The following is a 24,810-nucleotide window of genomic DNA, read 5'->3' as shown; positions in this document are numbered from 1 at the left end:
GAGGAAGGGATCAGCCGTCGTTCTCCGCCGAGGGGATGAACGCGCCAGGCACGTCCTTCGGCGCGTAGAGCCTGCTCTCGCCGGGGTACGGCTTCTTCCAGCCGTGCGTCTCGTACCAGGTGAAGTGGTTCATCTGCGCCGGGTTGGCGTAGTCCGGCACCGCGTGCTCACCCGTGAGCCGCTGCTTCGACTTCCAGGTCTGCCAGGTGTCGGCCAGCTTCTCCTGGGCCGCGGGGACCTCCGTCGACGGCACGGCCGCCGCCTTCGGGTTCTGCTCCGCCGGCTTGTCCTCGCCGCACGCGGGCGGCGTCGCGAGACCCGCGGTCAGCGAGGTCCTGTTGGGCACCGCGTCGAACGGCGTGTTGTCCGCCTTCGTCGTGAACGCCGCGGTCATCGGGCTGGCCGCGGTGTCCTTCTGGTTCATCGGGTGGATCCCGAGGATCTGCTCGATGGTGCGGATCATCGTGATCTGCGTGTAGTAGTGGCTGTCCACCGTGGAGCGCTTCGCCCACGGGCTGATGATCTGAACCGGGGCGCGGTGGCCGTCGACGTGGTCGAGACCCGCCTGGGAGTCGTCCTCGACCACGAAGATCGCGGAGTCCTTCCAGTACTTGCTGTGCGAGATGGTGTCCACGATCCGGCCGGTGGCCAGGTCGTTGTCCGCGACCTGCGCGGGCGCGCTCGCGGGACCGCCGGTGTGGTCGCTGGAGAGCCAGAACATGTTCAGGTTCGCCGGACCGTTCTTGGCGAAGTCCTGCTTCCAGATCTCCGAGCGGTAGACATCCGGCACCGAGGTGTCGAACTTGGCGAAGCCCGGCACGGACACCGAGTTCAGCGACGGGATCGGCGAGGACGACGTCAGCTTGTACGCGGTGTCCTTGCCCGTGGCGGCCATGCTCTTGCTGTCGCAGTACAGGTTCTGCCAGCTCGCGTCGGCCGGCTTGTCGAGGAACTGGTGGAACTCGCCGAAGTCCCGCACCGACCGGCCCGCGGACTGCGCTCCGCTCCACAGGAAACCGGACTTCTGGTGGCCGAGCGCGTCGTCCTCGGTGTCGTAGCTGCGCTGGTACTCACCGGCCGAGGACTCGGTGTACTCCGGGTTGTCCGCCTGCATCAGCCAGTTGTGGCCCTCGGCGGAGTTCGTGCCGATGTCGTACGTGTTGTCGTAGAGGCCGAACTGGCGCGCCATGGCGTGCTGGTTGGGCGTGACGTTCTCGCCGAACTCGGCCAGCGAGGCGTCGCCGTTGCCCTCCTTCATGTCGCCGAAGACCTGGTCGTAGGTCCGGTTCTCCTTGACGATCAGGAACACGTGCTTGATCGTCGACGGGTCCCCGAGCCGCGCCGGGACGGGCACCGGCTTCGCGTGGCTGCCGCCGCGCGCCTTCTTGGCGGCGCCGGCCGTCCAGCCGTTCTGCCGGAACACCTTCCCGGTCTGCTTCTTGATCACGTCGTCGCTCGGCAGCGTGAAGTGCTGCACGCTGGACGTCGTGTCGTGCGTGGTGTGTCCCGCCTTGGTGGTGGGCCGACGGGCGTCGATGCCGCGCGTGTTGGATACCACGACCTGCTTGCCGAGGGTGCTGATCTCCGACGGGAAGTAGTCCGTCGGCAGCAAGCCGACGTAACCGACCGGCTCCTGAGGCGACGTGTAGCGGTAGACGGCGACCGCGTTGGCGCGGCCAAGGGTCACCAGGAGTCGGCCGTCGTCGGTGACCGTCGCCGCGTTCGGCTCATAGCCGACCGAGGCCTCCGGCCAGGGCTTGGTGGAGATCGTCTGGACGACCTTGTCCTTGCCGGTGTCGACGACGGAGACGTCGTTGGTGGCGGTGTTCGTGACGAACAGCGCGCCCTTCTTGGCGTACAGGGCCGTCGGGTGCAGACCCACGTCGATGGAGCGGACGTCGGCGTCCGGGCGGCCCAGGTCGATCACGCTGAGCGTGCCGGTGGTCGTCGCCCCGGTCTTCGGGTCGGCGGGCACATCGGTGCCGTACGAGTTGATGGTGGACTCGCCGGGCTTCGCGGGACGGCCGCCCTCGTTGCTGACGTACAGCTTGTCGCCGACCTGCGCCAGGTCGCGCGGCGCATTGCCCACGGACCAGCTCTTCTTGACCGCACCGCTCGCCGCGTCCAGAGCGACCACGCGGTTCTGGCCGTTGACGGCCGAGTACACGGTCGAGCCGTCCTGGGAGAACACCGGCTCACCCACGAGCGCGTGCTTCGCGCCGTCCGCGGGGATGGTGACGTACGTCGGATCGGAGACCGAACCGTCGTCCTTCACGGTGAACCTGGTATAGCCGTCGATCTGGCCGAGCCACAGCTGCTTGCCGTCGGGGGAGTAAGTGGGGCCCTCCTGGCCGACGTTGTTGCTCTTGATGCGCGGCGACGACGAGGCCGCGTTGCCGACGAGCTGCTGGACCTTCCACGTCTTCAGGTCCACGATGCCGAGCGCGGAGCCGCCGTCGGTGAGCGAGGCCGCGAGGTGCGAGCCGTCCGGGCTGGCCTCGGACGACATGATCTTCCCGTTGTCGATGACCGTGCGCTCGCCGTACGGGGCTATGTACTGGTCGCTGGAGACGACCCGGCCGTTCGCGGTCTCCTGGCCGACCTGATCGGTGCCGAACTGGTGCGTCTGGGCGAAGGCGGTGCCCGCGAGCGCCAGGGCGAGGCCGGTGATGCCGGCGGTGGCCAGCGGTCTGCGGCGGCCGATGCGTCCGGCGAGCGAGCCGAGCCCGGCCCGCGGCACGCGCCTGCGGCGGCGTGTTACCTGCATGGAGTTCATCCCTTCGGAACCTTTTTCACTTCGTGCGGTGTGGCGGACAACAGCTCGACGGTGCCGTCGAACTGCCACAGCGGGTTCGGTGCGTCACCGGTCGGGGTGTGCACCAGGAAGTAGCCGTTCACTTCCTTCGGGCCGTCGCCGTCGGCGACGAACCGCCCGTCGGCGGTGACGTCGAGCTGGTAGACGGCCTGACCGGTGGCCTCGACGTCGGGCAGGTGCCAGGAGACGACGCAGCGCCAGTCGTTGCCCGCCCCCTCGGCCCCGTCGCGCACCTCGCCCTTCGTGCACGCCGCGGAGGTCCGGAGCCGGTCCTCCGTGACGGCGGGGCGGTGCAGCTGTTCGGTCTGTGTGCGGTACAGGTGCGCGAACGTGGTGGCGGCCGAGCGCTCGACCTCCTGGGTGATCCCGGAGCCCTCGGCCGGAGCCGCCAGGCCCACCACGGCGACGCTCACCGCCAGCAGCCCGGCCAGCGGCAGCGCCCCCAGGGTGAGCGCACGACGGCCGGTGGCGTCGTCGGTCGGGTTGGTGAAGTCCCGCCGTACGAACAGGAGATACGCGAGTCCGGTCGCTGCCGCCGCCCACACCAGCGCGACCACCACGCCGATGAGGAGCGGGGCGAGCTGGACGGGCCCGGTGAACAGCCCGTTCCAGGCGATGAACGCATAGCCGGGCAGGGCCGTGCGCACGATCACCGGCAGCGGCAGCAACTGCGCGAGTTGCAGGACAAGGGCGACGAGCGCGGGCAGCAGCAGGCCCATCGGGGAGCGGCCGAGGGAGACCGAGCCGAGGAGGCCGAGCGCGGCGAGGGCCAGGGTCGGCGCGAGGGCGCACAGCCATGCGAGCAGCACCCGGCCCGCCGCGTCCGACGCGCCGATGTCGGCTCCGTCGAGGCCGACGAGCGGATGATGACCGGCCGTGAGAAGCCCGCCGACCGCGCTCGACACGGCGAGCCCGGCCACGAGCACCAGAAGCACGGAGAGACTGGCGAGCGCCTTCGCCGCGAAGATCCGGCCCGGTGAGCGGACCGCCACCAGGAGATGCCGCCAGGTGCCGAGCCGGTCCTCCGCGGCGAACACGTCACCGGCCACCAGGGACGTCAGCAGCGGCAGTGCCCACACGCCCGCGAACCCCAGCATCACCAGGGGGCCGGCCCACCCGGTGGCGTGCATCCAGCGCCCGAACAGGGTGTCGGTGGGCAGTGTGCTCTGCATGCCGACGGCGGCCACGAACAGACCGGGCGCGAGCCAGCAGGCCAGCACCAGGAGGCGGACACGCCACTGCGAGACGAGCTTGACCAGTTCGAACCGGTAGCCGCGCAGCACGGAGACGGGGCGGGACACGAGGCTTTCGCCAGGGGGTGCGGCGCGGGGCGCGGTCACGGTGGAGGTCATCACGCGGCCTCCCGCCGGTCGGCCGCGTCCGGTTCGGTCAGCGCCAGGAACGCCGCCTCCAACGGGGAGACCACGGGCGTGAGTTCGCGCAGTGCGACCCCCGCGCCCACGAGCCGCCCCACGAGGGCGTCGACGGCGTGCACCCGGGCCCGTACGACGAGGGCCCGCGTGCCGTACCGCGACGCCGCCTCGGAATCGTCGACCGGGTGGATCCCGTCGGTGGCCTCGGCCAGCTCGCGGGCCGCGCGCGGGTCGGAGGTCAGCAGCCGGTACTCGAGGTCCTGGTGCTCGGCGGCCAGCTTGCTCAACGGACCGGAGAAGACGACACGTCCGGTCGCGAGGATGGTGACCTCGGAGCACAGCGCTTCCAGGTCGTCCATGCGGTGACTGGAGAGCACGACGGCGGTGCCGGCCGCCGCGAGGCGGTGGAGCACGCGGTGCACATGCCGGGTCCCCGCCGGGTCCAGGCCATTTGACGGTTCGTCGAGGATCAGCAGCCGGGGCTCGGTGAGCAGCGCCGCGGCCAGCCCGAGGCGCTGGCGCATGCCGAGCGAGAAGCCCCGCACCCGCTCGTCGGCGACCTCGCGGAGACCGACCTCGTCGAGCGTGTCGTCGACCGGGGCCGAACGGGCGTCGAGGCCGCGCAGCCGTGCCAGCGCGGCCAGATTCTGCCGTGCGGTGAGCGTCGGGTAGAGCCCCGGACCGTCCACGAAACCGGCCACCCCGGCAGGCGCGGCGAGGGTCCGCCCGGCCGGTGCGCCCAGCACCTCCAGGCTGCCGGCGTCGGGGACGGCCAGACCGAGGAGCAGGCCGAGCAGCGTTGTCTTGCCGGCGCCGTTCGGGCCGGCCAGGCCGTGGATCCGGCCCCGCGCCAGGTCGAGGTCGACGCCGTCGAGCGCGATAACGTTGCCAAAACATGTGGTGATGCCGCGTGCCCGGACCGCGAGACGTCCGTCGTCCTCGCGGCCGTCGCTTCTGTCGTCCAGCTGTCTGTCGTCCATGGGTCCCTTCCTTCAAGACCTCATGGACCCTAGGAACCACACAAGAAGCGCACAGAGCCCGAGAGTTGAACGACGCCGGAACGACAGACGGCCGGACGGTGGCACACCGCTTGTCCGTGGTGTGCCACCGTCCGGCCGTCACATGCGGGCGGTCGGCGCTCCGTTCACCGCTTCCGCTCGTCCACGATCCGCTTGATCTTCCCCACCGACCGCTCCAGGGACTCCGGCTCGACGATCTCCACGGACACCGTCACCCCCACCCCGTCCTTCATTCCGGCGGAGATGGCCTGCGCCGCCGACTCCCGGTCCTCGGGCGTCGCGTCCGGGCGGGCCTCGGCGCGGACCGTGAGCGCGTCCATGCGGCCCTCGCGGGTCAGGCGGAGCTGGAAGTGCGGGGCGACGCCGGGTGTGCGCAGCACGATCTCCTCGACCTGGGTGGGGAACAGGTTCACGCCCCGCAGGATCACCATGTCGTCGCTGCGTCCGGTGATCTTCTCCATGCGCCGGAAGGCGGGGCGGGCCGTCCCTGGGAGCAGTCGGGTCAGGTCCCGCGTCCGGTAGCGGATCACCGGCATCGCCTGCTTGGTCAGCGAGGTGAAGACCAGCTCGCCGTGCTCGCCCTCCGGCAGCACCTCGCCCGTGATCGGGTCGACGATCTCCGGGTAGAACTGGTCCTCCCAGATGTGCAGCCCGTCCTTGGTCTCCACGCACTCCTGGGCCACGCCGGGCCCCATGACCTCCGACAGGCCGTAGATGTCGACCGCGTCGATCCCCGCCCGCTCCTCGATTTCGCGCCGCATCTCCTCGGTCCACGGCTCCGCGCCGAAGATGCCGACCTTCAGAGAGCTGGTTCGCGGATCGACGCCCTGGCGCTCGAACTCGTCGAGCAGCGTGAGCATGTACGAGGGCGTCACCATGATGATCTCGGGCTTCAGGTCCTGGATCAGCCGCACCTGCCGCGAGGTCATGCCGCCGGACGCCGGAATCACCGTGCAGCCGAGCCGCTCCGCCCCGTAGTGCGCGCCGAGCCCGCCGGTGAACAGGCCGTACCCGTATGCGACATGGACCTTGTGGCCCGGCCGTCCGCCCGCCGCGCGGATCGCACGGGCCACCATGTCCGACCACATCGACAGGTCGTCCTCGGTGTACCCGACGACCGTGGGCAGCCCGGTCGTACCGCTCGACGCGTGCAGCCGCCGCACCTCGGACTGGTCCACGGCGAACATCCCGAAGGGGTAGTTGTCCCGCAGGTCCGCCTTGGTCGTGAACGGGAAGCGCCCCAGGTCCGCCAGCGTCCGGCAGTCCTCGGGCCGCACTCCCGCCTTGTCGAACGCCTCGCGGTAGAACGGCACCCGCTCGTACACCCGGTGCAGCGTCCCGCGCAGCCGCTCCAACTGGAGCGCGCCCAGCTCGTCCGCGCCGAGCCGCTCGCCCTCGTCCCGCCAGTCCGTCGCCATCGACGCCATCGCACGCTCTCCCGAAACTCCCGACCGATCATTCGGTTGCCCTGCTGTCGATCAGTAATTCAAGGAGTGACCGCCGTCGTCAAGACATGCGACGCCCCAGTTCCGGTGTCACCGGCTGACAGGGGGCTCCCAGACGTACGGCGTGGTGGTCCCGAGCGCCTGGAATCCCAGGCGCTCCAGGATCGGCCGGCTGTACGAGGACGCGTCCACCTGCACGTACGGGAATCCGCGCTCGGCGGCGATCCGGACCCGGAAGGCGACGAGCGAGCGGTAGACCCCGCGGCCCCGCCACTCGGGGACCGTCCCGCCGCCCCACAGGCCCGCGAAGGCGGTCCCCGGGTGCAGCTCAATACGGGCGGCGCTCACCGGCTCGGCGCCGTGCAGCGCCACGACCGCGGGCACGGTGGCCGGGTCCTGGGCCAGCTGGGCCCTGAGCTGGTGGCCGATGGTCGAGCGGCCGGAGCCGAAGGCCCGCTCGTGCACCCGCTCCACCAGCTCGATCCCCGCCTCGTCGGTGACGGGGTGCAGCCGGATGCCCGCCGGGGGCGGGGTGTCGTGGGGGAGCACGGCCGTCTCCGCCACGAGCAGGGTCTCCGGTTCCTCCGGTACGAACCCGGCGGCCTCCAATCGGTCGGCGAGGTCGCCCGGGCGGTCGTGCCCGTACGTCTTCCACTCGAAGGCCAGGGCGAGGCCGCCGAAGAAGCGGACCTGCTCGGCGATCGCGGCGTCGGCGGTCCGTTCGTCGAGGTCCGACCACAGCACCCCGTTCCAGCCCGCCGCCGGGCCCACGTGGCGCACCACGTCCCCGGCGCGCTCGACCCGGGCCCCCGTCTCCTCGGGGCGCGCGCCGCGCCGCATCTGCTCGTCGAACAGGTCTCGTACCGCCGCATGATCCATGCGGGAACTCCAGCACCGGGGAAGGAGGGCGGCAACCGAAAATTCCTGCCGCGCGGTAGAACACCCTTGCTATGGTGCGCCGATGACCACGATCAAGAAGGTTCAGATCACCTTCGACTGCGCGGAGCCCGTGCGGGTCGCCCGCTTCTGGTGCGAGGTACTCGGCTACGTCGTCCCGCCCGGGGCCGACGAGGACGAGGCCTGGTCCGTCGCCGCCGACCCCAAGGGCGAGGGGCCGCGCCTGTACTTCCAGCGCGTCCCCGAGGGGAAGGTCGTCAAGAACCGGGTGCACCTCGACGTACGGGCAGGGACCGGGCTCGTCGGCGACGAGCGGCTCGCGGTGCTCGAAGCCGAGGCCGAGCGCCTGTACAAGCTCGGCGCGACGCATGTGCTGACGCAGCGCGCCGACGACGAGAACGAGTCCTGCATCACGCTCCAGGACATCGAGGGCAACGAGTTCTGCCTCGACTGAGCTCGACCGAGTGGCCGCGGAGGGGGGGACCTACGCGTTCCCCTCCGCAGCCACCTGCCGCGCCCACCGATAGTCCGCCTTCCCGCTCGGCGAACGCTGGATGCTGTCCGTCACCACCAGCTGGCGGGGGATCTTGTAACCGGCGAGATGGCTGCGGCAGTGCGTCTGGACGGTGTCCAGGGTCAGCTCGCCCGCGCCCTCCATGAGCTGGACGACCGCCGCCACATGGTTGCCCCACTTCTCGTCCGGCACACCGGCCACCAGCGCGTCGTAGATGTCCGGGTGGGACTTGAGGGCCTGCTCGACCTCCTCCGGATACACCTTCTCGCCGCCGGTGTTGATGCACTGCGAACCGCGCCCGAGGACCGTGACGATGCCCTGTTCGTCGACCGTCGCCATGTCGCCGAGCAGCACCCAGCGCTCGTCGCCCTTCTGGAAGAACGTCTCGGCGGTCTTCGCGGGGTCGTTGTAGTAGCCGAGCGGGACGTGCCCGCGCTGTGCGATGCGGCCCACCTCGCCGACCGCGACCGGCTCGTACGTCGCCGGATCCACCACCTGCGTACGGGAGTTGACCCGCACGTGGAAACCGGCGCCCGCGCCCGAGCCGGCCGTCGCCGTGCCGTTGAAGCCGGACTCGGACGAGCCGAAGTTGTTGAGCAGCATGGTGTTCGGCACCAGCTCCTGGAACTGGGCGCGCACCGTGTCCGACATGATCGCGCCCGAGGACGAGACACTGAACATCGACGAGCAGTCCGTGCCCTTGAGCGGGCCCTTGAGCGCGTCGATGAGCGGTCGCAGCATCGCGTCGCCCACCAGGGACATGCTCGTCACCTTCTCCTTCTCGATGGTGCGCAGCACCTCCTCCGGCGCGAACTTGCGGTGGATGACCACGCGCTGACCGAAGTTGAAGCCGATGAACGCCGTGAGCGTCGACGTGCCGTGCATCAGCGGGGGAGTGGGGAAGAACGTGATGCCGTCGCCGCCCGCCGCCACCCGCTCGGCCAGTTCCTCGGGCCGTGACACCGGCTCGCCCGTGGGCGCGCCGCCTCCCAAACCGGCGAAGAACAGGTCCTCCTGACGCCACATCACCCCCTTCGGCATGCCCGTGGTGCCGCCGGTGTAGATGATGAACTGGTCGTCGGGGGAGCGCGGCGGGAAGCCCCGCTCGGGGGAGGACTGCCCGGTCGCCTCCTCGAAGTCCACCGCCTTCAGTGGCGGCGCGTCCGCCTCGGGGGCGCCCACCCGCACCAGATGGCGCAGCTTCTCGGCGCGCGGGAGCGCCGCCGCCACGCGCGGCGCGAACTCCGTGTCGAAGACGAGGGCGGCGAGGTCCGCGTCCTGGTAGAGGTACGCCAACTCCTCTTCCACGTAGCGGTAGTTCACGTTCACCGGGACGACCCGCGCCTTGAGGCAGCCGAGCGCCGTCTGTAGGTACTCGATGCCGTTGTAGAGGTGCAGCCCCAGGTGCTCGCCGGGGCGTATCCCGGCCGCGATCAGGTGGTGGGCGACCCGGTTGGCCGCCGCGTCCAGCTGGGCGTAGGTGAGCCGGCGCTCCGCGCCCGTACCGGGATGATCCACGTAGACGAGCGCCTCGCGGTCCGGGACCACGTCGACGACCGACTCGAACAGGTCGGCAAGGTTGTACTCCACCGCGCTCCTCCTGATCCAGATGATCCAGGGCCGGATGTCTCCCGGGCGCCTCCTGGCCGTCATCAGAACAGAACGGGGAGTAAGGGGGAAGGGGCTCCGCACAAGAAAACTGACTGAGTGTCAGAAAACTCTTGAACTGGCACGTGCGCTACTGCAACCTGTTCCAGGTCCGAGGCTGCGGCTGACTGGAGGGACCCCTCATGGGTGGGACCGAACATCTCGACGTCCGGCGCGAGGGCGCCACGCTCGTACTCACGCTCAACAGGCCCGAGGCGAAGAACGCGCTGTCCCTGCCGATGCTCGTCGGCCTCTACGACGGGTGGCTGGAGGCCGACGCGGACGACTCGATCCGCTCCGTCGTGCTCACCGGGGCGGGTGGTGTGTTCTGCGCCGGCATGGACCTCAAGGCGCTCGCCGGCAAGGGGATGCAGGGCGAGCAGTACCGGGACCGGCTGAAGGCCGACCCCGATCTGCACTGGAAGGCGATGCTGCGCCACCACCGGCCGCGCAAACCCGTCATCGCGGCCGTCGAGGGACACTGCGTCGCGGGCGGCACCGAGATCCTCCAGGGCACGGACATCCGGGTGGCGGGGGAGTCGGCGACGTTCGGGCTCTTCGAGGTCAAGCGCGGCCTTTTCCCCATCGGCGGCTCGACGGTCCGGCTGCCGCGCCAGGTGCCCCGTACCCACGCCCTGGAGATGCTGCTGACCGGGCGGCCCTACCCGGCCCCGGAGGCCGCCGCCATCGGGCTCGTCGGACGCGTGGTGCCCGACGGGACGGCGCTCGATGCCGCCCTGGAGACCGCCGAACAGATCAACGCCTGCGGCCCGTTGGCCGTCGAGGCGGTCAAGGCCTCCGTCTACGAGACCGCCGAGATGACCGAAACGGACGGTCTCGCCTCGGAGCTGAAGCGCGGCTGGCCCATCTTCGACACCGCCGACGCGAAGGAGGGCGCCCGCGCGTTCGCGGAGAAGCGGCCCGCCGAGTTCCGGCGCGAGTGAGGTTCGCGGCCGTGCCATTCCGTCCCGTTCGCCCATACGTCAAGGAGGCCTCATGACATCCACCGCCAGGCCGGAGGTGCTGCGCGCGCCGTTGGTCGTGGAGTTCCCGTTCACCCGCTCCCTCGGCCCCGTCCAGTCCGCCTTCCTCAGCGGCCTGCGCGACCGCACCGTCCTCGGCGTGCGGACCGGCGACGGGCGGGTCATGGTGCCGCCGGTCGAGTACGACCCCGTGACCGCCGAGGAGATCCGGGACCTCGTCGAGGTCGGCGCCACCGGAACCGTCACCACCTGGGCCTGGAACCCCGAGGCGCGGCGCGGCCAGCCCCTCGACACACCTTTCGCCTGGGTCCTGGTCAAGCTGGACGGCGCCGACACCGCCCTGCTGCACGCCCTCGACGTCGCAGGACCCGACGCCGTGCACACCGGCATGCGCGTCCGCGTCCGCTGGGCCGAGGAGCGCGAGGGCGCCATCACGGACATCGCGTGCTTCGAACCGTACGAGGGTGACGACACGCCTTCCCAACTCGCACCGCACAGCGGGGAGTTCGAGGATCCCGTCACCGGCATCGTCGCCGAGGCCCGCCTCGACTACACCTACAGCCCCGGCGGCGCCCAGACCCGCTACATCAACGCCCTCGCCGAACGCCGCACCGTCGGAGAGCGCTGCCCCTCCTGCCACAAGGTCTACATCCCGCCCCGCGGCGCCTGCCCCACCTGCGGCGTCGCCACCACGGACCAGGTCGAGGTCGGCCCCGGCGGCACCGTCACCACGTACTGCATCGTGAACATCAAGGCGAAGAACCTCGACATCGAAGTCCCGTACGTCTACGCCCACATCGCCCTGGACGGCGCCGACCTCGCCCTGCACGGCCGCATCGCCGGCATCCCGTACGACCAGGTGCGGATGGGTCTGCGCGTCGAACCCGTGTGGACCGAGGGCGGGCGCTACCCGGACCACTACCGGCCCACCGGTGAACCCGACGCCGAATACGACACCTACAGGGAGATGATCTGATGCGGCCGCCGATCCGGGACATCGCCGTCGTCGCCTTCGGGCAGACCGACCACACACGTACCTCCGACGAACAGTCGGAGGTCGAGATGCTGATGCCCGTCCTCCACCAGGTCCTGGCCAGCACCGGCCTGAAGACCAGTGACATCGGGTTCACCTGCTCGGGATCGAGCGACTACCTCGCCGGGCGCGCCTTCTCGTTCACCATGGCGCTCGACGGGGTCGGCGCCTGGCCGCCGATCTCCGAGTCGCACGTCGAGATGGACGGCGCGTGGGCCCTGTACGAGGCGTGGACCAAGCTCCTGACCGGCGAGGCCGACACCGCGCTCGTCTACTCGTACGGCAAGTCCTCACCGGGCTCCGTACGCGACGTCCTGACGCGCCAGCTCGACCCGTACTACGTCGCCCCGCTCTGGCCCGACGCGGTCGCGCTCGCCGCCCTCCAGGCGCAGGCGCTGATCGACGAGGGGCACACCGACGAGCCCGCGCTCGCCGGGGTCGCCGCCCGCAGCCGCGCGTCCGCCACCGGCAACCCGCACGCCCAACTGCGGGGGAACGTGCCGCACGGCGATTACGTCGTAAATCCGCTGCGGACCGGGGACTGCCCGCCGATCGGGGACGGCGCGGCCGCCGTGATCCTCGCCGCGGGCGACCGCGCGAGGGAGCTGTGCGAGCGTCCCGCCTGGATCCGCGGCATCGACCACCGCATCGAGGCCCACAGCCTCGGCGTGCGCGAGCTCACCGACTCGCCCTCCACGCGGCTCGCCGCCGAGAACGCCGGAGCCTTCGAACGGCCCGTGGACACCGCCGAGTTGCACGCCCCGTTCACCTCGCAGGAGGTCGTCCTGCGCCGCGCCCTGCAACTCGGCGACGACGTCGACATCAACCCGTCCGGAGGCGCGCTCGCCGCCAACCCGGTGATGGCCGCCGGGCTCATCCGCATCGGCGAGGCCGCCGCCCGCATCCACGCAGGGGGCTCCGACCGCGCCCTCGCCCACGCCACCTCCGGGCCCTGCCTCCAGCAGAACCTGGTCGCCGTACTCGAAGGGGAGGACCAGCGATGAGCAAGGCCGTGAACAAGGAGCCGGTGGCGGTCGTCGGGATCGGGCAGACCAAGCATGTCGCCGCCCGCCGGGACGTGTCGATCGCGGGCCTCGTCCGTGAGGCAGCCCAACGGGCCCTGGAGGACGCCGAGTTGACCTGGGCCGACATCGACGCCGTCGTCATCGGGAAGGCGCCCGACTTCTTCGAGGGCGTCATGATGCCGGAGCTGTACCTCGCCGACGCGCTCGGCGCCGTCGGCAAGCCGATGCTCCGCGTGCACACGGCGGGCTCGGTGGGCGGCTCCACGGCGCTCGTCGCCGCCAACCTCGTCGCGGCCCGCGTCCACGGCACCGTCCTCACCCTCGCCTTCGAAAAGCAGTCCGAGTCGAACGCGATGTGGGGCCTGTCCCTGCCCATCCCGTTCCAGCAGCCCCTGCTGGCGGGCGCCGGTGGCTTCTTCGCGCCGCACGTGCGCGCCTACATGCGTCGCACCGGCGCCCCCGACAGCGTGGGCTCCGTCGTCGCGTACAAGGACCGCCGCAACGCGCTGAAGAACCCCTACGCCCACCTCCACGAGCACGACATCACCCTGGAGAAGGTCCAGGCGGCGCCGATGCTCTGGGACCCCATCCGCTACTCCGAGACCTGCCCCTCCTCCGACGGCGCCTGCGCCATGGTCTTCACCGACCGCGCGGGGGCGGAGCGCTCGTCGAAGCCGCCCGCCTGGATGCACGGCGGCGCCATGCGCAGCGAACCGACCCTCTTCGCGGGCAAGGACTTCGTCTCCCCGCAGGCCGGCAAGGACTGCGCCGCCGACGTCTACCGGCAGGCCGGCATCGCCGACCCGCGCCGCGAGATCGACGCCGTCGAGATGTACGTGCCGTTCTCCTGGTACGAGCCGATGTGGCTGGAGAACCTGGGCTTCGCGGACGAGGGGGAGGGCTGGAAACTCACCGAATCCGGCGTCACGGAGCTCGACGGGGACCTCCCCGTCAACATGTCGGGCGGCGTCCTGTCCACCAACCCCATCGGCGCCTCCGGGATGATCCGCTTCGCCGAGGCCGCCCTCCAGGTGCGCGGGCAGGCCGGGGAACACCAGGTCGACGGCGCGCGGAAGGTCCTCGGGCACGCCTATGGAGGCGGCTCGCAGTTCTTCTCCATGTGGCTGGTGGGCTCCGAACCACCCACCCGATGAACGCGCGTTGACCTTCTTCCCCGTCGCGGCCTGTGCGCGGCACGGACCGATCGCTAGGCTGGCGCACGGACGACGAACCGGGAGGAGCACGGACGTGGCCGAGAGCACCATCGACCAGCACCCGCTCATGGGGTGGGAGAAGCCGCACCTGGACCTCAGCAAGGCGGACTGGCGGTCCAGCAGCGGGGGCCAGGGCGATGTCCAGATCGCCTTCGTCGAAGGTTTCATCGCGATGCGCAACGGCGGACACCCGGAGAGCCCGTCCCTGATCTTCACGCCGGCCGAGTGGGGAGCGTTCGTGAGTGGTGCCCGAGAGGGCGAGTTCGACCTCACGTAGTCGTTTTCGCGGCTCTTTGCTCACCCAGTACCGACACAGGACCAACGGCCCTGTCCTGTGGCCCCCGCATTTGCGAGCCTGGCCACAGGAACAGCCGGTCAATGAGGGCGCGGCGACGCGCCCAGTGTCGGAGGCGAAGAGATCATGCCCAACGCGCACCACCTGCCCGTCCTCGCCGCGGTCGACGGCTCCGAAGACAGTCACCGCGCCCTGGAGTGGGCGCTCGCCGAGGCGGACCGGCGCGGCGCCGAGCTGCGCGTCGTACATGTGCAGCAGTACGCGCCGTTCCTCCAGGCCGAGGTGCTCGTGGCGGACTTCGACGAGGAGCCCGAGAACGACACCGTGCTCGCGGAACTGCGCAAGAGCCTGGAGGGCCGCGAGGGTCTGCCGCCGCTGGAGTTCATCAGCCGGGTCGGGCTTCCGGCAGTGGTGTTGTCCGAGATGAGTACGGAGGCCCAGCTGCTCGTCGTCGGCTCGCGCGGGCGCGGCGGCTTCGCAGGCCTGGTGCTCGGCTCGAACAGTGTGTCCACGGCGCGTGACGCGGTGTGCCCGGTCGTCGTGGTGCCGAGGCCCGGTCGCGAGGTGCACGGCGACACGTCGGCGGCGCCGGGGCCGCGCGTCGTGGTCGGACTCAAGGCGGATGCGCCGGACCACGCGACCCTGGCGTTCGCGTTCGAGCGCGCGGCGAGGTCGGGTGCCCGGCTTCAGGTCGTCGTCGCGTACCCGTGGCCGGTCCTGGCCTGGACGGCGTACGGGGACTTCACGCCCACGACGATCGACCAGGAGGCGACCGAGCGCGACACGCTTCGAGTGGCCGATGAGACCCTCGCGGAACTGCGGGAGTCTCACCCTAAAGTTGAGGTTGAGGTTCTGGTGGTGCCGGGGGACGCGGCGGGCCATCTCGTCGAGAACTCGCGGGACGCGGAGCTGGTAGTCGTCGGCCGCCACCGCCGCCGCCTCACCCGCCCCGCCCCGATGCTCGGCTCGGTCACGCACGCGGCCCTGCTGCACGCGGCGAGCCCCGTCGCGGTGGTCCCGCCGGAGCCGGACGCGGACTGAGCCGCTCAGCGCAGCACGACACACCCCCGCCCGGCCAGCGCGTCGAGCAGGCCGGGCGCGAGGCACACGTCGTTCCAGCGCAGATCGAGCTTCTCCAGGCAGGGCAGTTTCACCACCCACTCCGGCACCTCGCGCAGCTGGTTGCCACGCAGGTCGAGCCGGCGCAGTCGCGGGAGGCCGCGCAGCGCCCCTGGGACTTCGGTGAACGCGTTGTCCCGCAGCTCCACCTCCCGCAGCTCCGCAAGCTCGCCGACGGACGCGGGCAGGGTGGCGAGCCGATTGCCCCGCAGCCACAGCTCCCGGAGCGCGCTGAGCCCGCCGATGCCGTCCGGCAGCGCCTCCAGCCGGTTGTGCTGGGCGCGCAGCTCCACGAGCCCGGTCATCGCGCCGAGTGTGGAGTGCAGCGCCGTGAGCCGGTTCTCGCCGACGTTCAGATACGCGAGTCGACCGAGGTGGCCGAGCGACTCCGGCAGTTCGGTGAGCCGGTTGTCGTGCAGATAAAGGAAACGGCTCAGACCGGTGAGGCCGCCGAGCTCCACCGGAACCGAGGTGAGCCGGTTGTGCCCGAGGTCGAGGGTGTGCAGACGGGTCAGCGCGCCGATGCGACCGGAAAGGTGTGCGAGTCGATTGTCGGCGAGCAGCAGCACCCGCAGCTCCGGATGACGCCACACCTCATCGGGTACGGCGTCCAGATCGCCCCGCCAGTAGTCGAGCACCGTCACGGTCATGGACGCGTACCTTAGCGGCACCGGATTTCGTACCGAGAATGGCGCATCACGCTCCGGCGGGGGCGCCCCGGCGTACGCTGAGGTGCCTGGAAACCGTGGTGCGCGACCGTGCCGCGGGTGGGGGTGCGCCATGGTGCGGAGCGATGGCAGGGACCGGCGGCGGCTGTTCGAGCGGGACGGTGAACTCGCCGTCGTGGACGCGGTGTTGAACGAGCTGTCCGGGATCCCGCGGGACGGCGGAGAGCCCCCGGACCGGCCGCACGGCGCGCTGCTCGCCGTCGCCGCCACCGCGGGACTCGGCAAGACCACCCTCCTCGCCGAAGTGCGCCGCAGGGCCGCCGCCAAAGGCTGCACCGTCCTGTACGCGCGCGGCGGAGACCAGGAGCAGGGCGTCGCCTTCCACGTCGCCCGCCAGCTCCTCCAGCCGCGCCTCGCGGGCGCCTCCGCCGCCGACCTGCACGCCACACTCGGCAGTTGGTACGCGATCGTGGGCCCCGCCCTCGGTCTGTGCGCCCCCACCGAAGGGGCGCCGCCCGACCCGCAGGGCCTGCGCGACGGCCTCGACTGGGTGCTCACCCATCTCGCCGTGCAACAGGCCCCCATGGTCCTCGTCCTCGACGACGCCCACTGGGCCGACCCGGAGTCCCTGAGCTGGCTCGCCGCGTTCGCCCCGCGCGCCGAGGAACTGCCGCTCCTGCTCGTCGTCGCCTACCGGCCCGAGGAACTCCCGGAGCACGCGGAAGCCCTGCGCGGACTGCCAGGACGCTCCGGCCGGCGCGCCCTCGGCCTCGAACCGCTCAGCGCACCCGCCATCGCAGGACTCGTCCGCGAATCGCTCGGCGGCCACGCCGACGACGCGTTCTGTCGCGAATGCTGGGCCGTCACCGCGGGCAACCCCTTCGAGGCGGTCGAGCTGACCGCGAAGGTGCGCGACCGCGGCCTCGTCCCCACCGAGACCGGCGCCCACCTGCTGCGCGACCTGGCCGCAGCGGCCAAGGGCAGCGGCCTCGTCGCCCGCATCGAACGCCTCGGCACCTCCACCGTCCGCTTCGCCTGGGCCTGCGCCGTCCTCGGCACCGAGATCGCCCCCGAACTCGCCGCGAACGTCGCCGGGTTGGGCCCCGAGGAGGCCGCGGACGCCACCGACCGGCTCAGGGCGGAGCGCGTACTCAAGGGCGCGGACTCGCTCGAATTCGTCCACCCGCTGATCGCCACCGCCGTCTACCGCGCCATCCCCGGCGGCATCCGCGTCGCCCTGCACGGACAGGCCGCCTGGACCGTCCTCGACGCCGGCCTCGGCCCCTGCGCCGCCGCCCGGCACCTCCTGGAGACCCACCCCGAGGGCGACCCCTGGGTCGTACGGCAACTGCGCGCCGCCGCGGCCGAGACCGTCCGCGCGGGCGCCCCCGACGCCGCCCGCCGCTACCTCGCGCGCGCCCTGCGCGAACCCCCGGCCTTCGACGACCGCGCCGCCGTCCTCTACGAACTCGGCAGCGCCTCCCTGCTCACCGAGCCCGCCACCACCGTCAACCACCTGCGTGCCGCCCTGGAAGAACCCATCACCGACCCGGCCCTGCGGCACGGCATCGTCTACCGGCTCTCCCAGGTCCTCGCCCACACCGACCGGCTCGCCGAGGCATCCGAGACCCTCGCCCGCGAGATCCGCCTGACCGACGACCCCCGCGTCCGGCTGCGCATGCAGGCCGAACAGTTCATGTGGGACGCCTTCCGTGCCGACGAACCCGACTCCCCGGCCCGCTCCCGGCGCCTCGCGAAACTCGCCGACCGGCTCACGGGACGCGACCTCACCGAGCGCTACCTCATCGGCCTGCGCACCTGGGACGCCACGCTGCGCGGCGAGCCCGCCGACACGGTGATCCAGCACGCCGAGCGCGCCCTGGCCGGCGGCCTGCGCTGGGCCGCCGCCGAGGACCGCGGCTTCGAGGTCCCCGTCCTCGTCGCCATGGCCTTCCTCTACGCCGACCGGCCGGGCCGCACCGAGGAACTCTTCGTCGAGGGCATCGCCGACTTCGAACAGGCCGGCTGGCGCGGCGCCCACCTCTCCTTCGCGTACACCCTGCTCGGCTACATCCGCTACCGGCGCGGGCGGCTCGCCGAGGCCGAGGACTTCGTCCGCGCGGGCCTGCGCCTCGCCCGGCGCGTCGGACCCGGCACGCCCGCCCACTGGTACGCCGTCGGCACCCTCGTCGAGGTGCTGCTCGCCCGCGGCCGGGCCCCGGAGGCCAAGGAGGTGGCGGACGAGCACGCCTTCGGACAGCCGTTCCCCGCCGCCGTCGTCTTCCCCGACGCACAGACCGTGTACGGCGAACTGCTCCTCGCGCTCGGCCGCGCCGAGGAAGCCGCCGAGGAGCTCGCCGCGGCGGGCCGCCGCCTCGATCCGCGCGGCATGCGCAACCCCGCCTGGTGCCCCTGGCAGCTGCACCTCGCGCGCGCCGAGGCCTCCACCGCGCCCGAGCGGGCCCGGGCCCTCGCCGAGGACGCCGTCGAGCGGGCCCGGCACTACGGGGCGCCGTCCGGCGTGGGCCAAGCCCTGCGCACGCTGGCCGAGGTCTCCTCCGGCACCGACCGCGCCAAGCTCCTGGAGGAATCCGTCGCCCACCTGGAGCGCTCACCCGCGGGCTACGAGCTGGCCTGCTCGCTCGTCGCCCTCGGCGCGGAACTGCGCCGCAAGGGCCGCGCCAAGGAGGCGGCCGACCACCTGTACCGGGGGCTCGACGCGGCGGTCGGCTGCGGTGCCGACGGCCTGGTGCAGCAGGCCCGTGACGAGCTGGCCGCGGCGGGCCTGCGGCCCCGTCTCCTGCACGGCGCCGTCACGGACACCCTCACCGCGCGCGAACGGGCGGCGGCCCGCCGCGCCGCGCGAGGACTGTGCCCGGAGGAGGTCGCGCGGGACCTCCGCGTGGACGAGCCCACGGTCGTACGCCTCCTCTCGTCGGCCTACCGCAAACTGGGCACGGACGTGAAGGGTCTTGCGGCGGCGCTGGGGGAGTGACAGCCGTCCACAGCTGCGCAAACCCCGACGCCGGGGGACGCCGCGCGCGACGTACTATGGAGCGCATGTCCTTCCTCCGCCGCCGCGCAGCGACCCCCGCTGGTCCCGACTTCGACGTCCTGGCCATGGATCCGGGCGACTGGCCGGGCAACCTGGGCGCCGGTCTGCTGCCCGCCCCCGACGGAACCTGCCAGGGTGTGTTCCTGCGCTACGACCTGTTCGGCGGCCGCGGCCCCGCGATGGTCATCGGCAACCTGCCCGAGGGTTCCCCGGCCCGCGAGGTCGGCGAGGGCGAGATCCCCTTCGAGGTCGCCCAGCTCCTGGTGGCGCTCGAGAACGACGAGGAAGTCACCGTCACCGACGTGGAGGACGTCCCGGTGATGCAGGGCGACAACCTCCTCGTGGTGCGCCGCCTGAAGCTCTCCGAGACGCGGATCTCCTGCGTGCAGTTCGACCGCAGTGACAACGTGCTGGTGACCATCGCGTCCTGGGACCGCCCCATCACGGACGACCTGTACGCGCTGCTCAAGCCGCTGCCGGCGGAGCTCTTCCAGCAGGGCTGAGCAGCGCGCGTACGTCAGGCACTCAGGACACGGTCGACGGCAGCACCTGCACATCCGCTGCCCGCACCCACGCGACGCGGTGCCCGAACTGGATCTCGTAGTACACGTCCTTGCCCTTGACCACCCTGTGCGACGAGGTGTCGAACGTGGGGGAGTAGAAGTACTCGCCCCTGGTCGCCCCGCCCGTCGCATAGCGCTGGCCCGCGAGCAGCTTGTACGGCAGCGGCGAGACCGCCTGCGGCGTCATGCCCGCCGGGTAGGCCTCCTTCTCCGGATACGCCCGCCCGTACACCGGCACCTCGCTCGCGCCCGGCTTCGGCGTCACCACAAGTCCCTTGGCAGGAACGGCGGTCGGCTGACCGGACGGGTTCTTGAACCAGGCCTTCTGGCCCAGGTACCAGATGGCCGTCCAGTCGCCCTCGCGGCCCGCGACCGCGTACTGCTGGCCCGTGGAGACCCGCGACGCCATGTCGTTGACGTCGATGGTCGAGGGGTCGCCATTGGGGCGCAGCCCGATGTCCTTGATCAGCGGGGCGTCCTCGCGGGGCTCCGAGTAGAGCCGCACGGCGCTCGAACCGTGCGGCGCACAGGGCACGCCCGCCTTCTCGCAGCCCGTGAACTCCGGCCGGTTCTCATTGAACTCGGGGGCGACCGTCACGAGCCCGCCGTTCGGCCCCGCGGTCTGGTGGAACGGCTTGCCCATCAGGGCGAAGTAGTGCGACCAGTCCCAGTACGGACCCGGGTCCGTGTGCATCGACTTGATGGTCGACGTCGTCGGGCCGGGCACCGTGTCGTGCCCCAGGATGTGCTGCCGGTCCAGCGGGATGCCGTACTTCTTCGACAGGTACGTCACCAGGCGCGCCGACGACCGGTACATCTCCTCCGTGTACCAGGAGTCCGGCTGCGCGAGGAAGCCCTCGTGCTCCAGGCCGATCGACTTCGCGTTGACGTACCAGTTGCCCGCGTGCCAGCCGACGTCCTTGTTCTTGATGGACTGCACGATGTGCCCGTCCGTCGACCGCAGGGAGTAGTGCCACGCCAGGTATGTCTTGTCCTGGACCAGCTTGAGCGTCTGCTCCCACGTCGCCTCCGTGTCATGGATGACGATGTAGTCGATGCTCTGGTCCTTCGGGCGGTCCGCGAGATCGTGATTCCCGTAGTCCCCGTCGCCGAACTCCTCGTACGGCGCCGGGATCCACTCGCACGACACCGTCTTCGGGCACTCGGTCCCGCCCGCGTCCGCCTTGCGCAGGCCCATCTTCTCGATCTGCGCGGCCTGCGGCTCGGCGTCGGGACGGGCGCGCAGGGTGACCTGCTGGCCGGCGTCCGTGGTGCGCCGTTCGCCGTCGCGGATCACGGCGAAGACATCGTTCGCGTACGTGCCCGCCGTCGCCGCGTCGTCCGCGCCGGAGAACGCGGCGACCGCTCCGTACCAGTCGGCGGGCCGGTCGCTGAGCGGCTTGCCGAGCTTCTTCTGGGCGGCCGCGAGGAGGGCGGCGCCGCCCCGCACGTTCGCCGCGGGGTCGGTGCGCAGCTGCTTCGCCGACAGACCGGCGAGCTTCGCGGCGCGGGGCAACGTCCTCAGCCGCGCGGGGAGTTGGCCGGAATCCGGCACGGCCTCCGAAGCCTTGAGCGGGGCCCGCGAGTCGTCGCCGCGCGGGTCGCCCGCCGCCTCACTGTGCCGCGTCGCGTTCTTGAGCGCCGCGCGCGCGTCGGTGAGATGCATGGGGCCGTAGCCGCCGGTGACGCTGGGCGCCCCGTCGTGCGCGTCCCACCGCGACTGCAGATAGGACACACCGAGGAGCACGCTCTGCGGCACCTTGTACTCGGCCGCCGCCGCGGCGAACGCGTCCTGAAGCCGCGCCGAGGTGGCCCCGGACGCGGCCTCCGGCGGGGCCGCGCCGAGCAACGGCACAAGCAGCGCCGCCACCGCGACCGTGCCGCCGGCCGCCCGAACGCCGAGCGCACGCCTGTTACGTCTGCCAATGAGGGAACGGGTCGACCGGTGCAAAGGTGCCTCCAGGGGAACACTGGGAACGGACGGGTACGCGGTACCTGCGGGCCGATGGTGGGTCAGTGCTATCGGCTCGCCGACGATCCGTCAATCATGCGTCGCGCAGGGATGATTCCCCTGGATTTCCCAAGTCAACAGGCGTGTGCGGAGCTTTCGCCGCCGGTGGTGCGACCGCCTGCGGCGCGTCAGTGGTGTGAACCAATGAGTGCCCGCACACGAAGATCCGCGGTGCGCCCTGTTTCTTCCGGGCGCCCCGCGGATCGTCGTCCCCGTCAGCGAGTGCCGACTGCCGCTCGCACCGCCTTGCGGGCCATATTGCAGTCGTCGTGCAGACGGCGCAGCAACAGCCGCTGCTCCTCACCGGACGGCGCAGCACCGGTATGGGCCTGAACCGACGGTGCCGCCGGGGTCTGTTCGTGCAGGGAACGCTGCACGGCCGTCTCGTACGTGCGGATCTCCCGCGTCAGTACGAGCATCAGATTGACCAGGAACGCGTCCCGGGAGGCCGGGCCGCCGGACTGAGCGAGCTGACTGATCTGACGCCGCGCCACCGGGGCGTCGCCGAGCACCGACCAGAGCGTCGCCAGGTCGTAGCCCGGCAGGTACCAGCCCGCGTGCTCCCAGTCGACGAGCACCGGCCCCGTGGGGGCAAGCAGCACGTTCGACAGCAGGGCGTCGCCGTGGCAGAACTGGCCCATCCCGCCGCGTCCCGCGGTGTGCGCGATCCCGTGCAGCAGCTTCTGAAGGTCGCCCATGTCCCGGTCGGTGAGCAGGCCCAGGTCATGGAAGCGGTTGATCCGCGCCGCGTAGTCCAGCGGCGCGTCGAAGGTGCCCGCCGGCGGCCGCCACTGGTTGACCCGGCAGATCGCACCGAGCGCGGCGCGCACATCCGCCCGGGGCGGAGCCTCGACCGGGTGGCGTTGCAGGGCCGCCACCCGGCCGGGCATCCGCTCGATCACCAGCGTGCCGTTGTCGGGGTCCGCGGCGATGAGCCGGGGCACCCGCACCGGCGGCCGGTGTCGGACGAACGAGCGGTATGCGGCTATCTCGTGCCGCATCCGCGCGGTGTAGGCGGGAGCGTGATCCAGTAAACACTTCGCGACGGCGGTGCTGCGCCCTGTCGTACCGACGAGGAGCACGGAGCGCGGGGAGCGGCGCAACACCTGCACCGGATGGAACTCCGGGCAGATCCGGTGCACCGACGCGATCGCCGTGCGCAGCTGGGCGCCCTGGGGGCCGGACAAGTCGAGTCTCCCGCTGAGCGGTTGCGTGCCGATCCCCGGGGCGCGACGCGGCCGGGCGATGCCGTTCAGCGCCGGAGCCGCGGGCCGCGCGGGGTCGAGGTACGGGCCGCTTCCGCCGACCGCCGGACGGGCGGGGCGCAGCGGCCGGGGCGGGGCGGACACGGAGGACGATGCTGCGTACATGGGCGAAACAGATCCCTTCGTGTGCCAGTGAGTTGCGGCGCCGTCCCGGCCCGGCCGATTCGGTACACCCTGGGGAATGCCCTGCGGCGACCGGGTCGGGGTGGCGCACTCCTACCTGACACCAGGCGTCCAAGAGCACAACAGCTGGCGCACCCTGGCGAACCCTGGCGAATAGTCGCCCTGCAACTGACAGGGGGCTACTGTCAATTTCAGCCGAGAACCTGGGGGCTTACGTGAACGGACAACCCAACACCCGCCTGAACGACCTGTTCGGCCTGGCCGGCTGGTCCAAGGGCGAACTCGCGAGACTGGTCAACCGGCAGGCCGCGGCCATGGGCCACGCGCAGCTGGCGACCGACACCTCGCGGGTGCGGCGGTGGATCGACATGGGAGAGATCCCGCGCGATCCGGTGCCCAGGGTGCTGGCGGCGCTGTTCACCGAGCGACTCGGCCGTGTCGTGACCATCGAGGACCTCGGTCTCGTCCGACACGGGCGCGTAGGGAAACGGCAAGGCGGCGGCCCGGAGGAACGGGGCCCCGACGGAGTGCCGTGGGCGCCCGAGCGGACAGCGGCGGTCCTCACCGAATTCACGGGAATGGACCTCATGCTCAACCGACGCGGCTTGGTGGGCGCGGGTGCCGCGCTCGCCGCAGGCTCCGCACTCAGCAGCGCCATGCACGACTGGCTGCACACCGATCCGGCCCTCGTGGCCGATGCCCCCAGGACCGACGATCCGCTGTCCTCTCCGGCCAACGCCGACGCGGCCGGGTTCGACCGATACGAGGCGGCCCCCATCGGGTCGCAGGAGATCGAGGAACTCGAGCGCTCGGTCGAGGTGTTCAGGGCCTGGGACGCATCCCGCGGCGGCGGGTTGCAGCGCAAGGCGGTCGTGGGCCAGCTCAACGAAGTCGGCGGAATGCTCTCCTACCGCCACCCCGACCATCTCCAGCGGCGCCTGTGGGGCGTCGCCGCCAATCTCGCCGTCCTCGCGGGCTGGATGTCGCACGACGTCGGCCTGGAGCCCACGGCCCAGAAGTACTTCGTCATCGCCGCGCACGCCGCGCGCGAGGGCGGCGACCGGCCGCGCGCCGGCGAGGCCCTGTCGCGGGCCGCCCGCCAGAAGATCCACCTCGGTGCGCCCGACGAGGCGCTCGACCTGATGAAGCTCGCCAAGTCCGGCTCCGGTGACCAGGTGCTGCCGCGTACGAAGGCGATGCTCTACACCATCGAGGCCTGGGCGCAGGCGTCCCTGGGCAAGGGCCAGGCGATGCGGCGCACGCTCGGGCAGGCGGAGGAGCTCTTCGTCTCCGACAAGGGAGACGTACCCCCGCCGACCTGGATGCAGATGTTCGACGAGGCGGATCTGCACGGTATGCAGGCCCTTGCCTACCGCACCCTCGCCGAGCACGACCCGTCCGCAGCGGTCATCGCGCAGCGGCACGCCCACGAGGCCCTGGCGCTGCGCGCCGGCGGCCGCGACCGGTCGAAGATCTTCGACCACCTGTCGATGGCCTCGGCCTGCTTCATCGCCGACGACCCCGAACAGGCGGACAGGTACGCGCGGCTGGCGCTCAACTCGATGGGTTCCAACTCCTCGCACCGCACCTGGGACCGCTTGCGCGAGATGTACCGGCTCACCGGTCACTACGCGGACTACCCGAAGATCGACGACCTGCGCCAGGAGATCAAGCTGGCACTGCCGAGGTCGTCGGGCAAGCGGGTCCAGGCGTAACGGCCGGAGGTTCCGGCCGAACAGAGCACGC

At 71.5% G+C, this 24,810-nt stretch carries 19 protein-coding genes; 10 read left to right on the top strand and 9 right to left on the bottom strand.

Annotated features, from left to right (window positions below):
• Window positions 1-10: 10 nt before the first annotated feature.
• The 5 genes from ACNYS0_RS01165 to ACNYS0_RS01145 all read right to left on the bottom strand — a co-directional run bounded on the left by ACNYS0_RS01165 (window position 11) and on the right by ACNYS0_RS01145 (window position 7,531).
• Complete coding sequence (locus tag ACNYS0_RS01165) at window positions 11-2,767, bottom strand: alkaline phosphatase family protein (protein WP_422470716.1); 2,757 nt, start codon at window positions 2,765-2,767, stop codon at window positions 11-13.
• 5 nt (window positions 2,768-2,772) lie between these two features.
• The gene (locus tag ACNYS0_RS01160) at window positions 2,773-4,167 is read right to left on the bottom strand and encodes an ABC transporter permease (RefSeq protein WP_422470715.1); all 1,395 of its coding nucleotides are present in this window, start codon (window positions 4,165-4,167) and stop codon (window positions 2,773-2,775) included.
• A complete protein-coding gene (locus tag ACNYS0_RS01155; protein WP_422470714.1) occupies window positions 4,167-5,168 on the bottom strand; it encodes an ABC transporter ATP-binding protein in 1,002 nt (333 codons plus the stop codon). The genes ACNYS0_RS01160 and ACNYS0_RS01155 overlap by 1 nt, the downstream gene beginning before the upstream one ends.
• 164 nt (window positions 5,169-5,332) lie before the next feature.
• Complete coding sequence (gene paaK, locus ACNYS0_RS01150) at window positions 5,333-6,634, bottom strand: phenylacetate--CoA ligase PaaK (RefSeq protein WP_422470713.1); 1,302 nt, start codon at window positions 6,632-6,634, stop codon at window positions 5,333-5,335.
• A gap of 108 nt (window positions 6,635-6,742) precedes the next feature.
• Window positions 6,743-7,531, bottom strand: coding sequence for a GNAT family N-acetyltransferase (locus tag ACNYS0_RS01145; protein ID WP_422470712.1), 789 nt, complete (start codon window positions 7,529-7,531; stop codon window positions 6,743-6,745).
• Between the two features lie 82 nt (window positions 7,532-7,613).
• On the opposite strand from ACNYS0_RS01145, the gene ACNYS0_RS01140 reads away from it, so the two are divergent.
• A complete protein-coding gene (locus tag ACNYS0_RS01140; RefSeq protein WP_422470711.1) occupies window positions 7,614-8,003 on the top strand; it encodes a VOC family protein in 390 nt (129 codons plus the stop codon).
• Between the two features lie 30 nt (window positions 8,004-8,033).
• Here ACNYS0_RS01140 and ACNYS0_RS01135 read toward each other — a convergent pair whose 3' ends face one another.
• Window positions 8,034-9,653, bottom strand: coding sequence for an acyl-CoA synthetase (locus ACNYS0_RS01135; protein ID WP_422470710.1), 1,620 nt, complete (start codon window positions 9,651-9,653; stop codon window positions 8,034-8,036).
• A gap of 200 nt (window positions 9,654-9,853) precedes the next feature.
• On the opposite strand from ACNYS0_RS01135, the gene ACNYS0_RS01130 reads away from it, so the two are divergent.
• The 6 genes from ACNYS0_RS01130 to ACNYS0_RS01105 all read left to right on the top strand — a co-directional run bounded on the left by ACNYS0_RS01130 (window position 9,854) and on the right by ACNYS0_RS01105 (window position 15,301).
• The gene (locus ACNYS0_RS01130; RefSeq protein WP_422470709.1) at window positions 9,854-10,654 is read left to right on the top strand and encodes a crotonase/enoyl-CoA hydratase family protein; all 801 of its coding nucleotides are present in this window, start codon (window positions 9,854-9,856) and stop codon (window positions 10,652-10,654) included.
• Between the two features lie 52 nt (window positions 10,655-10,706).
• On the top strand, window positions 10,707-11,669 hold the full coding sequence (locus tag ACNYS0_RS01125) for a Zn-ribbon domain-containing OB-fold protein (RefSeq protein WP_422470708.1): 963 nt from the start codon (window positions 10,707-10,709) through the stop codon (window positions 11,667-11,669).
• A complete protein-coding gene (locus ACNYS0_RS01120; RefSeq protein WP_422470707.1) occupies window positions 11,669-12,730 on the top strand; it encodes a thiolase domain-containing protein in 1,062 nt (353 codons plus the stop codon). Before ACNYS0_RS01125 ends, ACNYS0_RS01120 begins: the two co-directional genes overlap by 1 nt.
• Before the next feature lie 8 nt (window positions 12,731-12,738).
• Window positions 12,739-13,905 carry a thiolase domain-containing protein gene (locus tag ACNYS0_RS01115; RefSeq protein WP_422482402.1) on the top strand — a complete coding sequence of 389 codons (1,167 nt, stop codon included), beginning with the start codon at window positions 12,739-12,741 and terminating at the stop codon, window positions 13,903-13,905.
• Between the two features lie 94 nt (window positions 13,906-13,999).
• Entirely contained in the window at window positions 14,000-14,242 is a 243-nt protein-coding gene (locus ACNYS0_RS01110) for a DUF397 domain-containing protein (RefSeq protein WP_422470706.1), read from the top strand.
• Between the two features lie 144 nt (window positions 14,243-14,386).
• Entirely contained in the window at window positions 14,387-15,301 is a 915-nt protein-coding gene (locus ACNYS0_RS01105; protein WP_422470705.1) for a universal stress protein, read from the top strand.
• A gap of 5 nt (window positions 15,302-15,306) precedes the next feature.
• Here the strand turns inward: ACNYS0_RS01105 and ACNYS0_RS01100 are convergent, their stop codons facing one another.
• Entirely contained in the window at window positions 15,307-16,029 is a 723-nt protein-coding gene (locus ACNYS0_RS01100) for a leucine-rich repeat domain-containing protein (RefSeq protein WP_422470704.1), read from the bottom strand.
• Between the two features lie 130 nt (window positions 16,030-16,159).
• Between ACNYS0_RS01100 and ACNYS0_RS01095 the strand changes: the two genes are divergently transcribed.
• Window positions 16,160-19,042: an ATP-binding protein gene (locus ACNYS0_RS01095; RefSeq protein ID WP_422470703.1), complete on the top strand. Its 2,883-nt coding sequence runs from the start codon at window positions 16,160-16,162 to the stop codon at window positions 19,040-19,042.
• A 65-nt stretch (window positions 19,043-19,107) separates the two neighbouring features.
• A complete protein-coding gene (locus ACNYS0_RS01090) occupies window positions 19,108-19,605 on the top strand; it encodes a hypothetical protein (protein ID WP_306319468.1) in 498 nt (165 codons plus the stop codon).
• Between the two features lie 22 nt (window positions 19,606-19,627).
• Here the strand turns inward: ACNYS0_RS01090 and ACNYS0_RS01085 are convergent, their stop codons facing one another.
• Entirely contained in the window at window positions 19,628-21,592 is a 1,965-nt protein-coding gene (locus tag ACNYS0_RS01085; protein WP_422482400.1) for an N-acetylmuramoyl-L-alanine amidase, read from the bottom strand.
• A 299-nt stretch (window positions 21,593-21,891) separates the two neighbouring features.
• On the bottom strand, window positions 21,892-23,046 hold the full coding sequence (locus tag ACNYS0_RS01080; protein WP_422470702.1) for an aminoglycoside phosphotransferase family protein: 1,155 nt from the start codon (window positions 23,044-23,046) through the stop codon (window positions 21,892-21,894).
• A gap of 233 nt (window positions 23,047-23,279) precedes the next feature.
• On the opposite strand from ACNYS0_RS01080, the gene ACNYS0_RS01075 reads away from it, so the two are divergent.
• On the top strand, window positions 23,280-24,779 hold the full coding sequence (locus ACNYS0_RS01075) for a DNA-binding protein NsdB (protein WP_422470701.1): 1,500 nt from the start codon (window positions 23,280-23,282) through the stop codon (window positions 24,777-24,779).
• Window positions 24,780-24,810 lie beyond the last annotated feature (31 nt).

It is taken from the genome of Streptomyces anthophorae (assembly GCF_049310305.1).
Lineage (GTDB): Bacteria > Actinomycetota > Actinomycetes > Streptomycetales > Streptomycetaceae > Streptomyces.
This window is presented reverse-complemented; position numbering and strand designations above follow the sequence as displayed.